The sequence below is a fragment of the Acinetobacter sp. OYA S30 genome (assembly GCF_033599315.1).
Taxonomy (GTDB): domain Bacteria; phylum Pseudomonadota; class Gammaproteobacteria; order Pseudomonadales; family Moraxellaceae; genus Acinetobacter; species Acinetobacter baumannii.
The window spans coordinates 61,166-72,633 of sequence record NZ_JAWVAV010000018.1; the positions used below are offsets into that span (position 1 = coordinate 61,166).

General features: G+C 38.8%; 11 protein-coding genes. 2 read left to right on the top strand and 9 right to left on the bottom strand.

Features of this window, described 5'->3' with window-relative positions:
- Nucleotides 1-133: 133 nt before the first annotated feature.
- Nucleotides 134-2,941, top strand: a complete 2,808-nt coding sequence (locus tag R5R67_RS10855) for a DUF2339 domain-containing protein (protein WP_000276877.1) — start codon at nt 134-136, stop codon at nt 2,939-2,941.
- On the opposite strand, the gene R5R67_RS10860 is transcribed toward R5R67_RS10855, so the two are convergent.
- Together R5R67_RS10860 and R5R67_RS10865 are read right to left on the bottom strand one after the other, a co-directional pair.
- Nucleotides 2,931-3,848 (bottom strand): mechanosensitive ion channel family protein, encoded by a 918-nt coding sequence (locus R5R67_RS10860; protein ID WP_000785635.1) that lies wholly within the window; start codon nt 3,846-3,848, stop codon nt 2,931-2,933. The two genes, R5R67_RS10855 and R5R67_RS10860, sit on opposite strands and share 11 nt — an antisense overlap.
- Before the next feature lie 9 nt (nt 3,849-3,857).
- Nucleotides 3,858-4,679, bottom strand: coding sequence for a hypothetical protein (locus tag R5R67_RS10865; RefSeq protein ID WP_000462733.1), 822 nt, complete (start codon nt 4,677-4,679; stop codon nt 3,858-3,860).
- 96 nt (nt 4,680-4,775) lie between these two features.
- Here R5R67_RS10865 and gspE point away from each other — a divergent pair, with 96 nt between their 5' ends.
- Nucleotides 4,776-6,266, top strand: coding sequence for a type II secretion system ATPase GspE (gspE, locus tag R5R67_RS10870; protein WP_001166315.1), 1,491 nt, complete (start codon nt 4,776-4,778; stop codon nt 6,264-6,266).
- A gap of 54 nt (nt 6,267-6,320) precedes the next feature.
- On the opposite strand, the gene R5R67_RS10875 is transcribed toward gspE, so the two are convergent.
- The 7 genes from R5R67_RS10875 to R5R67_RS10905 all read right to left on the bottom strand — a co-directional run bounded on the left by R5R67_RS10875 (nt 6,321) and on the right by R5R67_RS10905 (nt 11,286).
- Nucleotides 6,321-6,752, bottom strand: coding sequence for an organic hydroperoxide resistance protein (locus R5R67_RS10875; protein WP_000051124.1), 432 nt, complete (start codon nt 6,750-6,752; stop codon nt 6,321-6,323).
- An 86-nt stretch (nt 6,753-6,838) separates the two neighbouring features.
- Entirely contained in the window at nt 6,839-7,276 is a 438-nt protein-coding gene (locus tag R5R67_RS10880; protein WP_000371731.1) for a MarR family winged helix-turn-helix transcriptional regulator, read from the bottom strand.
- 159 nt (nt 7,277-7,435) lie between these two features.
- On the bottom strand, nt 7,436-7,813 hold the full coding sequence (locus R5R67_RS10885) for a DUF4951 domain-containing protein (RefSeq protein WP_000266120.1): 378 nt from the start codon (nt 7,811-7,813) through the stop codon (nt 7,436-7,438).
- A gap of 14 nt (nt 7,814-7,827) precedes the next feature.
- Nucleotides 7,828-8,652, bottom strand: a complete 825-nt coding sequence (locus R5R67_RS10890) for a carbon-nitrogen hydrolase family protein (RefSeq protein ID WP_000177088.1) — start codon at nt 8,650-8,652, stop codon at nt 7,828-7,830.
- A gap of 26 nt (nt 8,653-8,678) precedes the next feature.
- On the bottom strand, nt 8,679-9,200 hold the full coding sequence (gigB, locus tag R5R67_RS10895) for an anti-anti-sigma factor GigB (RefSeq protein ID WP_000103065.1): 522 nt from the start codon (nt 9,198-9,200) through the stop codon (nt 8,679-8,681).
- Between the two features lie 102 nt (nt 9,201-9,302).
- A complete protein-coding gene (gigA, locus tag R5R67_RS10900; RefSeq protein ID WP_000273589.1) occupies nt 9,303-10,271 on the bottom strand; it encodes an RsbU family protein phosphatase GigA in 969 nt (322 codons plus the stop codon).
- A gap of 115 nt (nt 10,272-10,386) precedes the next feature.
- Nucleotides 10,387-11,286 carry a VacJ family lipoprotein gene (locus R5R67_RS10905; RefSeq protein ID WP_001109856.1) on the bottom strand — a complete coding sequence of 300 codons (900 nt, stop codon included), beginning with the start codon at nt 11,284-11,286 and terminating at the stop codon, nt 10,387-10,389.
- Nucleotides 11,287-11,468 lie beyond the last annotated feature (182 nt).

An 11,468-nucleotide genomic window follows, 5' to 3' on the forward strand; every position in this document is an offset into this window, starting at 1 on the left:
TTATGGGTATTTTACGTGAAAACGGCTATGAATGCAGGTTTATGATTTTTGCAGTATTTTGTATGTATAAATATACGCATGTATTGGCTTGAAGTAAGATGGCCTGTAATGAAGGTGTCATATTGCTAAGCCCATGTATAAAAAAGACAAACAGGGAATGATCATTGTTTTGATCGCTTTGACTTTGTTTTTAGCCATTTCAATTGGTTTTAAATTTCAGAGTGCCGTTGTTGCTTTATCTATTGCGCTCACTGTCATACTGGTTCAGTCATTATCAAGTCTGCATCAACGTTTAACTCATTTAGAACAACAGTTTTCTCACCAGACAACGCCACTTTATTCTATTCATATGCAAAGAACGGTAATTTATACCGCCGCTTTGGTTGCATTAGTTGCTTATATCAATCATTGGATGTGGATTGCTGGTGGGGCATTACTGGTTTTACTGTTATGTTTGATTCAAACCATCAGTGCATTTCATACTCGTTTATTGTTCCTCGAGACAGCCAAGCAAACAGTAAATGTAAATGAATCTATACATACAGAAGTGATAACGCCTGTTTTAGAGCAAGTTGATCCAAACAATATTACCGAGCCAGCTTTACCTGAAACAACAGCGTTAAATCAAGAAGAACAAATAGTTCGTACACAGACCACCGCATGGTGGCAACCAGCAGTCGATTGGATGATTCATGGTAATCCAATTTTAAGGGTTGCTGTTGCTGTGCTTATGGTTGGGGTAGTGCTCTTACTGCGTTTTGCAAGTGAGCACTGGCAGTTGAGCTTAGGTGTAAAACTTGGTTTTATTGCGATTGCAGGAGGTGTATTAACAGCATTTGGATATACCTTGCAAAAGAAAAACCAGCTATTTGCTGTAGCATTGCAAGGTGTAGGGTTAGCTGTTGTCTTTCTAACGCTTGTGTTCTCACATCATTTTGGTGTAATCACGAGCCTAACTACAGCAAGTATTCTATTTGCGATTTTATTAGCAATTACAGTATTCCTGAGTTTAAAACAACAAGCTATTTATTTGGCAATACTCGCACTGGGTATGGCGTATGCGGCTCCTTTAGTTATTCCACAATATCGTCCTGATGTGGTTTTTTTATTTAGTTACTATCTTGTTATTAATCTTGCAGTCGCTGCGGTTAATTTTATTCAGCCTTGGAAAATCCTAAATCAGATCGCTTTCTTTGCCACAATGTTTATTGGCGGTAGTGCAATCGCATTTTATGCAGAGCCAGCAAAATTTGACACATTAGACTGGATTTTATGGCTCCATATAGCGCTATTTATTTGGTTAAGTGTTCGTTATAGCCAAAATATCTCTCGGGTTTCAGAACATGAAAAACAAGAGGGGATCCGTTTACCTCCGCTCTTAGATGTTGGTCTTATTTTTAGTGTACCTGTACTAGGCTTTACGCTTCATGCCTATTTAGTTCATGAGTCTACACAAGCTTTAACAATTGGTGCTGTTGTTTTAGCAGGCACTTATGCGGTGTTAACGTTCTGGATTAAAAAAACTCATCCCCAGCTTTCGGTCCTTGCAAAAAGTTTTTTCATTCTCGCGGTTGCTTTTTTTGCCTTAATTTTCCCGCTTGCAAAAGGAGCACATTGGACTGCGATTGGTTGGGTAGCCCAAGGTACCGCTTTAATCGTTTGGGGAGTAACTGAACGCTACCGTTTAAGCCGATATATTGGTGTGATTTTAGTTTTACTCAGCTCACTTGCACTGTTTTATCAGGTTTGGGCAAATGAAGAGTTTCCAACGCTAAGCACTAGCATTTATGCAATTGCCCAATTCATTTCGGCCTTTTATTTATTGCAATACAACAGCAAAGAACAACGCTATTTTAGCGCAAGCATGTTTAGCGGTATTTTCTTATGTTTAGGCATGTATGCGGGCGCCGTAGCAGGTGTAGAAATAATGGCATGGCATCATCATGCTTTAAGTCCATATTTGATGTTTGCTATCGCTCTAATAGCAATATTTAGTGCGACTATTCACTATAAACTTCGTGTGCAATGGCAAAGTTTGCAGTTAATTTTAATTAGCCTGTTACTGTTATTGGTTTTAGAGGAGGCCTTTGCGAGTCAAGTATTTACTTTGTTTAAATGGGTAGACTCATTACAACAAACTACTTTCCTAGTCTCTACCATTATTCTTAGTGGCTTATTTATTATGGCTCAACCGCAGTCAAGTCATTTGGGTTACGTCAAGGTATGGGCGGGTTTAAGCTGGTTAGCGTTAGCGATAGTTGGCGTAGCCATTTTCCCAAAAATGCCAATAGTCGCTTTGGCTTTTGTTCCTGTGGTTTATTCGCTTTGGGCTTATAAAACTCATAAAACGACACTATTGCATCAAATTCCGGTGTGGTGTTTAAGTCTCATTTGGTTGCTTGTGGTGAGTGTTGATGTTCATTCTGCTGAATACCTTTACTTTGTTCCTTTAATTAACTTAACTGACTTCTTTTCAATTTTGGTATTCGCTGGTCTACTCTTTATTATTTATCAGCATACTTTTGATCAAGATAAATCGCTGGAATGGACTTTTAAAATTACGACAATTTTAGTGGGCTTGCTGGTATTTAGTAGTGTAGTCGTCAGAGGCTTGCACTATTACTGGGCAACACCGCTATGGAGTGCTTCAATTTGGACAAATGGTGTAGTACAGCTAAGTTTGACGTTACTTTGGGTTATATTGGCATTTATTTTGACTACATACTCTAGTCGAAAAATGATTCGTCAACTCTGGTTTGTAGGCGCTGCACTTTTAGGGATTGTTGTATTAAAACTAATTTTGCTTGATCTATCACAAAGTGCGACATTAACTCGGGTCATTTCTTTTATTGGAGCAGGTGGGGTAATGTTGATTATTGCTTATCTTGCGCCATTACCACCGTCATCCTCTGTACAGAAGAATCAAGAGCCTAAGCTTTAGGCTCTCGTTTTAACTCTTTTTGATTGCTGTATTGATCGATATCATCTTCAGCAAAAGCAGTAGATGGTCGATCAATTAAGCCCATTTTCGGAACAGGAATTTCAATTTGGTTATCTAAAAAACCATTTCGGATACGTTCTTGCATTTCATCTCGAACTTTTAAAGAGTTTTCTTGACGACACCACATTGCAAATAAAAGCTCAATCGATGACTCCCTGAAGGCAGTAACTGTAACAGCAGGTTTTGGATCATCTAACACGAGTGGATAATTCGCTGCGACGTTAAGTAGAACCTCACGAACTTTAATAATGTCTTCATGAAAGTTAATTGCCAAAGTAATTGGAATACGCCGTATTGGATATTTTGATAAGTTGTGTACAGGAGCACGAATGAGTTGTTCGTTTGGTAAACGAATATAGACGTTGTCGAGTGTAAGTAACTTTACCGAAAGCAAATCAATTGAGATAACTTCGCCTTCGATTGTATTCCCGCGAATAAGTGTAATTTGAATCGTATCACCGACCTCAAATGAACCTTCACCAATCAAAAATAAACCACTAATCAAGTTACTGGCAGATGTTTGTGATGCGAAACCGAGTGCTACTGTTAAGATCCCCGCTGCCCCCAGAAATACACTAAGTTTGAACCCGGCTTCTTTTAAACTCGTCATAATGAAGAGTAAGAAAATAAAATAGAAAATACCGCGGCGCCATACCAGACGCTGATGAGCATTAAAACGTGAGCCAACGGTTCTAATAAATGTATTTGAAATAATACGGGCAAGGACAAAACCAATAAAACAAAGCACAACACCGACTAAAATTTCACTAATTCGTTCGGTATTGATATTGGTAAATATGCTTTTGAGGCTATCAGCGATATCTTTTGGAATACTTGAATCGGCCATAAAACCCCCTTAAAAGAATGAATCAAACATATTAAATAGCGCACCACCCGGTGAACGTGGTGGGTGAACATAAGTCACTTCACCTGCCAGAGGGGGAGTACGGTTTTCAATACGAATACGGGCTGGGCGGTCAGAGCCTTCATAGTAGACTTTGATTTGTGATGTCCATAAGCGTCCCGTACTTTCACTATAAAATAGCGGTAGGGCGGTAACCGGTACATTCATACGGTCAAAGCGTAATTGATGATTACTGGTATTATGGAAATCAATCGGCGTAACTGCACGAAAAGCACGTGGGGTTAATAGATTTAAATCGGTACGACCATCAACAGAGGTTGCATAACAAATTTCACCTTGCTGGGCATTAGGACCAAACCATGTATCTTTGGGTTGAATCACAGGAATCTCAAATAAAGGTTCATGCTGACTTTCAACTAAACCTGCAATCCATAGAGGGGTACTAATATAAAGTGTCCCACGTTGACCCGCTGGAATGTAGATTGGATCAACTGGTTTAATTACCACTGATCGGTCCGCCAAACGTGGCATGAGTAGAAACTTCGGATTAGTTTTCCGAAACATATAACGTTCGACTTGTACAGAATGTGGAAAACCAAAATTTGAATCCGTTATGATGTGCCAATCTTGCTCATTATCATCTTGGAGAGTCGGGCGATAATATTCGATACGCCATTCTTTTATGCCGCGTGTTAAACGAAAGAGCATTGAACCGAATTGCCATGCTTTGGACTGGTTAATTTCAAAGTGCTGTTCACCCCACCATTTTAAAGAATTCTGGGGGTGAGGCTGATATTCATTATTTTCAAACAAGACGTAAAATTCCTCTACCGAGTTGTTAAACAGACTTCACGCTGTAATCTGCTTAGAGTACACTCAAAATCATCTTACTCATCATTATAAATTGTGATGCAAATATTGAAACAAATACAAGTTCCATATAGTTTTGCCAAGCGTCATGGTGTTTTATTTCGTTATGACGGTGATCAAGTTTTTATTGTTAGACGTCAAAATACAGAAAAAATTGCATTGCAGGAAGCAAGACGTATTTTGGGGAAACCTGCACACTATCAATTATGCACTGAACAAGAATTCAATAGCCTATTAAGTACCAGTTATGCAGGGGATACAGGTGAGTCTCAACAAGTAGCTGCGGGCTTAGAAGACCATCCGGATTTATTAAGCCTTGCAGATCAAGTGCCTGAAACAGAAGACTTAATGGATCAAGAGGATGACGCGCCTATTGTTCGTCTAATCAATGCTCTTCTCTCTGAGGCAATTCGTGTTGGAGCTTCAGATATCCATATTGAAGCTTTTGAAAAAAAGCTATCAGTTCGTTTACGAGTAGATGGACAATTGCGTGAGATTGTACAACCGCGCCGTGAACTAGCCCCGTTACTTGTTTCGCGTATTAAAGTTATGGCGAAACTCGATATTGCCGAAAAGCGTGTACCGCAAGATGGGCGTATTTCTTTACGTCTTGCTGGTCGTGAAGTCGATGTCCGTGTTTCAACTTTGCCTTCTTCCCATGGTGAAAGGGTGGTCATGCGTTTACTCGATAAACAAGCGGGTCGCCTTAATATGACTCACCTAGGTTTAATGGCAAATGACTATGAACGTTTAACTCAGTTAGTACATCGTCCGCACGGTATTATTTTGGTCACAGGGCCTACTGGTTCGGGGAAAACAACGACTTTATATGCTGCCTTATCTGATCTAAATGACAATACCCGTAACATCTTAACTGCTGAAGATCCAATTGAGTATCAGCTTGAAGGTATTGGCCAAACTCAAGTGAATACCAAAGTGGATATGACATTTGCTCGTGCTTTAAAGGCAATATTACGTCAAGATCCAGATGTGGTGATGGTGGGGGAGATTCGTGATCTAGAAACTGCTGAAATTGCGGTGCAGGCATCCTTAACAGGTCATTTGGTTTTATCGACGCTACATACCAATACTGCTATTGGTGCAGTGACTCGTCTTAAAGATATGGGGATTGAACCTTTCCTGCTTTCAAGCTCTTTAATTGGGGTGGTTGCGCAGCGTTTGGTTCGTACTTTATGTCCACATTGTATGACATGGCGTGAAGCCGATACTTTTGAGAAGCAAGTTTTTCAGCATATTTCCCATGAACCAAGTTTAAAGTTACCAGAGGCTCAAGGGTGTGATCAGTGTTCTCATTTAGGGTTTAATGGCCGTACAGCAATTTATGAAATTGTACCTATTGATGAACCTATGCGCCGTCTCATTCATGGTAATGCAGCTGAATTTGAATTAGAAAATCATGCTCGTCAGTATTCTGGTTCTATTCGCGATGATGGTTTACGTAAGGTGCTCTCAGGTAAAACTACACTTGAAGAAGTGCTTCGTGTAACCAATGAAGCAAGTGAAGCATAATTTGTAAGATATAAAAAATGCCCGATATGATTCGGGCATTTTTTATATTAAAACTTATTCAGTCACAATATTAAACGTCACATCAATATTGTTACGAGTTGCATTTGAATATGGACAAACGATATGAGCTGCTGCAACTAACTTTTCAGCTTCTTCACGGTCCATACCGATTAAATAAACATTTAAAGTAACTTCAATACTAAAACCTGTTGGAATTGGACCAATACCGACTTCACCTTCAACATACGCATCTTTGCTAATATTGAATTTATCGCGATTTGCAACAAATTTTAAAGCACCTAAAAAGCATGCTGAATAACCAGCTGCAAATAATTGTTCTGGGTTAGTTACAGCACCACCAGCGCCGCCCATTTCTTTAGGCACACCAAGTTGTACGTCTAATACACCGTCTGATGAAGTTGCACGACCATCACGGCCACCTGTTGCTTTAGCTTTTGCACGATACACAACTTTTTCTAATGACATCTTTTTATTCCCAAATTAAATTGAATGCAAATATATCGTACACGACTTAATTATTTTAACAAGTCAATTTTGTAAAAAATTGGTGATTATTTAGCTATATTTGTACGGAGTTGTGTTAATTGATCTTTGAGACCGAGAAGGGTAGCCGTATCACAAGAACTGGCCTCTAAGATATGCGTTGGAATATTTACGGCCTGTTCTTTAAGTTTTTTCCCCTTTTCGCTAAGCGTGATAATGACTTGTCTTTCATCTTCTTTTGAACGAGTACGATTAAGAAGCTGCAATGCTTCTAACTTTTTTAAAATTGGGGTTAAAGTTGAAGACTCTAAAAATAACTTGCTGCCAATTTCTGAAACAGTAATCTCATCTTTTTCCCACAACACTAACATCACCAAATATTGAGGATAAGTAATCCCTAATGGAGTTAATAGTTTGCGATAAAGTTGATTAAGGGCTAAATTTGTTGAATAAATGAGGAAACATAATTGATTCTCAAGCTTTAGATTTTGACAGTCTTGGTCCATATATTCCTCAGAAAACTAATTGGTGCTTTTCTAGTATATCGCTTTATGTTTAATTTCTTAAATGCTCATAATTTAGAGCTATTGATAAAAATAAGATAACGTAAAAAATGGAGTAATCTAAACATTACTCCATCACTTAAAAATACTAATTTAAAATGGTTACCAAAGGTCGGCAATTTTTTTCATTAAACGAGCACGATATTTCGCGGTTGGGTTATTTTCATTACGTTGTTGCTCTTGTTCATAAAAATCTTGCCAGGCCGTGATCATTTCTAAAGTTGTTCCTTGTTTTTTAATCATAGAAACATCGGCAGGCTGAATATTCTCTAAACGCTGTCTGGCACCTTCTGCACCTGTCCCCCAACCAATAATCCGCTGACCAAAAGCAGGCAGAGGAATATTTTTTGGAGTAGGAGGAAGTACATTTTGTTTAAGCTGCAAATTTGGAGAGACAAAATTATTTGTTGCCCCGAAATCAGTCGCATAACAGTGAATATTTGCCCCTAAGCAAAAAATGCTAAATAAGTATTTCCACATGAATAATTAAGCTTTTAATAGTGAATTAATTTACGATGCATCATTAAAGGCATTGAGGTACGCACAAGTTCTTGAGCAGCTAAATCAAAAGGTACCGTAATTAAACCGTTCCCTTCATAACCAATCATACTTAAAACTTGACCACGACTATCAGTTGCTCCTGCATGCCCCCAAGTTTGGCGTTTTTCCCCATGCCAACCTTGTTGCGCAGCCCCTAAAACATAGCATTGGCTATCCATTGCACGTGCTTGCAGCAAAAGCTGCCAATGCATCTGACCTGTTGTATAGGTAAATGCAGCAGGAGCAGTTAATAGATGAGCACCTTGCTGTCTAAGGGTTAAAGCTAACTCAGGAAAACGCAAGTCATAACATACCATTAGGCCAATATTGCCAAAAGGGGTAGATGTGACTACAACGTCTGTTCCTGGTTCAAAGAAACGAGATTCCTGATATCCACCCACAGCATCGCCAACTTGTACATCAAATAAATGTATTTTGTCATAACGTGCTTCGGTACGTTCAGGACTGATGCATAAACTCACTGTGCGCACTCGACCATCTTGTATGATGGAACCATCCGGACGAAATGGGCACGGTAGAGTGCCTGCAACAATCCAGATTTCATACTGATGCGCAAGTTTCTCAAGTCTTTGTTGAATCGACTCAAATTGCTCTGCTGTTTCACGCTGTTTGCCAGCCGCAAAACAAACAAAGTTTTCGGGAAAAACAATTAAGCTGGCATTTTGAGCCTTGCTTTGCTGAATCAATGACTCAATTACTTGAAAGTTGCTTTCAATGTCATCTTGGGAATTCATTTGAACAACTGAAACAAGAGTCATATACACATCCAGATTAGCAATAAAGTTTAGGCATTTTGCTTATCAGATACTTGTTCAAGCGTGTCTTGTTCTTTTTGCAATTGCTTAACAAGCGGCTCAAACATGTTCTGATTATTTGCATTGAGTTTCATCAATGTCTTATGTGCGTCCAGAACGGTTCTTAGCATCGCATTATGAGTAATGTGCTCGTCAGTTAACGTTAAAGTACAAACGTTAGGATCGCCACAATAATTCAGGATGACAAAAACCTGCCCTAGCCCCATGCTGTTGGCTAAGGTTGTGATATCTGGATTGGTAGATAGCATCACAGCTTGAATATGATGAGTCTGTTTCAGTTTTAAACCTAGCTTAGCTAGGATACCTAATACAGTACTATCAATAAATGTTGTTTGGGTTAAATCAACGATTGCACCAACAACATTTTCTTGCTGTTCAATTCTGTTTAAAAGTTTGTCTAGACTTATACAAGAATGGGCTCGCACTTCACCAATAAGCTTGAAAATATGCGTTCCATTTAAACTTGCATATTCAACATGACCTGTTGACATATAAATGCCATTTTCAGAGAAGGATAGAAAAATTATCACATAGTGCCATCTCAGACTCAAGAGTCCTTAAGTCGTATATTATGTAATTAATTGATTCTTAAATTAATTCATTCGACAAAGACTAAAGATGGCAATGTCATCAGCAACGTGATCAGGGGCTTGGAATGATTGATTTTGCAAATGTTGAACTAATTGTTGAAACTGATCATTCAAGCCGCCATCAAATGGTTCTAGTGCTCCATCTGAGCAAATAATGAAACGTGCATGACGATTTAATGTGCATACATGTTCTTCAACTTCTAACTCATCAGTTAACCCTAAGGGAAAGCTGCTGGTGGTTAAAATTTTTGGAGGTTGATTAGGTTCAAAAATAATTGGAGGAGGGTAATGACCTGCACTAGACCAGCGAAGACTATGAGTTTCAAGATTTAGAATACCGACCACAATTGTAATATGTTTTTCAATATTCTCTTGAACTAGCATCCCATTTAACTTTTTGATTAACTGTCGTGGTGTTTTGGAGCGACCATGAAAGGCTGCCATCCAAGAAGTTAATAAGCTACTTGTTACACCATGCCCCGATACATCGGCGAGATAAAATAAAACCTCTTTATCATTGAGCTTCCAGTAGTCGTACCAGTCGCCTGATAAATAGGCAGAAGGTTGGAAAAAAGTTTCAACCTCATAATTTAATAAATCAATAGGATTTGGCAATAAACGTTTTTGTAATTCTGCTGCCGAAGGTAAATCACGGCTATCCTGATTACGTTTATATTGTGCATCAATTCTTGTTAAAGCTTTATTTAGATCTTTAGGTAATTGGTTCCATACCCATCCTGCAAGAGCACCAGCTTCCCATGCTTGAGCTAAAGCACTACCTTCATGCTCAAAAGCAATCACGATTGTAGGTAAACGCCATTTATAAGTTAGGAAATCTTGTACATCAGCAATTGCGATAATTGTTGGGTCGTATAAATCGAGATCATCTATGTGAATGACTTGTAAGTCTGGTAATGCTTCCAGAGCTTGCTCTACGAAAGGGATAGAGCGTGTCGGTTTAATAAAATACATAGAAGATATGGTAGTCCTTTTTCAAGATCACTTTATCCATCATAGAGGATGTATGACCAAAATCAAGGTATTGCCTTTCTATAAGAAAAATGCAATACCTTGATATGTCCTTTAATTATTTTTCGGTTTTATCAGTGTTATCTTCTGGTACATCTTCAGATTCGTCATCATCAATAAAAGACACATCTGCCGAATCACCTTTTTTCTCGGCAATCTGGAATGCTTTACGTTGGAGATATAAATCACGAATCATCGCATATTGATCGCCTTGTATCGTTTGGTCTAAATCTAGATATTGAGCGCGTGTATCAACGGCTTGTAATAGATTAGTCGACCAATACAGGCCATCTTGGTCATCCATAATGTATTTTTGTGGACGGGCCTGAGCATCTACAGCCAAGCCAACGCCATCACGTAAAGTGCTTGGCCCAAAGAAAGGCAGCATAAGAAATGGTCCAGAAGGAACACCATAGTAACCGAGAGTTACACCAAAACTTTCTTCTTCAGGAGGTAAGCCTAAGCGGCTCGCTGGATCGGCTAAACCTAAAGTTGTTAACGTATTAATAGTAAAACGACCTAAAGTTTTTGCGGCGCGGCCAGGACGTCCTTGAATTAGTTGGTTAACAGCATTCCATGGTTCGCCAAGGTTTTTACGAAATTGTCGGTAAGAACCACGTACATCTTCTGGCGTCTTTTCTCTATATTCAACAGCAACGGGACGCAAAACATGGCGGTCTAACATATCGTTAAAAGAATAAATTGGACGGTTCAGTGACTGTAATGGATCTTTTACTGTATCCGGTTGAGCAGCATTTGCGTTGATCTTTAAATCTTTAACTTTTATGCCTTTCAAATCTTTAATAATTTGTAAGTGAGGTCGGCTATGCTGAGTCTGGGTTGAAGTAACATCTTCCGAACTAGCGGCAGATTCTTCAGTAAGATTTTCTTGAGCATGGGCTGAGGTGTAAAGACCTACAGTTAATAAGCTCGACAAAAGTAAATTAGAATAATTCATATAATTCCTTAACCGCTAGCCAGGCTATATTCAATATGCAGTTGGGTAGAGATATATTTTAATACAGAAGCGATAAGCTATTATCAATGTAAAATTGATCAAATTATATAGAAATATAGCCAAAAAGCCTAAAAAATGTACGCTTGATATGAATTGCTATAAAAAGGGGTTGCAAAGGGGAT

Coding starts and splice junctions, on each gene's coding strand:
- R5R67_RS10905 (WP_001109856.1), bottom strand. CDS start 11,286: ATGAATTATTCTAATTTACTTTTGTCGAGCTTATTAACTGTAGGTCTT.
- R5R67_RS10885 (WP_000266120.1), bottom strand. CDS start 7,813: ATGTGGAAATACTTATTTAGCATTTTTTGCTTAGGGGCAAATATTCAC.
- R5R67_RS10875 (WP_000051124.1), bottom strand. CDS start 6,752: ATGTCATTAGAAAAAGTTGTGTATCGTGCAAAAGCTAAAGCAACAGGT.
- R5R67_RS10890 (WP_000177088.1), bottom strand. CDS start 8,652: ATGACTCTTGTTTCAGTTGTTCAAATGAATTCCCAAGATGACATTGAA.
- gspE (WP_001166315.1), top strand. CDS start 4,776: ATGCAAATATTGAAACAAATACAAGTTCCATATAGTTTTGCCAAGCGT.
- gigA (WP_000273589.1), bottom strand. CDS start 10,271: ATGTATTTTATTAAACCGACACGCTCTATCCCTTTCGTAGAGCAAGCT.
- R5R67_RS10860 (WP_000785635.1), bottom strand. CDS start 3,848: ATGGCCGATTCAAGTATTCCAAAAGATATCGCTGATAGCCTCAAAAGC.
- gigB (WP_000103065.1), bottom strand. CDS start 9,200: ATGTCAACAGGTCATGTTGAATATGCAAGTTTAAATGGAACGCATATT.
- R5R67_RS10855 (WP_000276877.1), top strand. CDS start 134: ATGTATAAAAAAGACAAACAGGGAATGATCATTGTTTTGATCGCTTTG.
- R5R67_RS10880 (WP_000371731.1), bottom strand. CDS start 7,276: ATGGACCAAGACTGTCAAAATCTAAAGCTTGAGAATCAATTATGTTTC.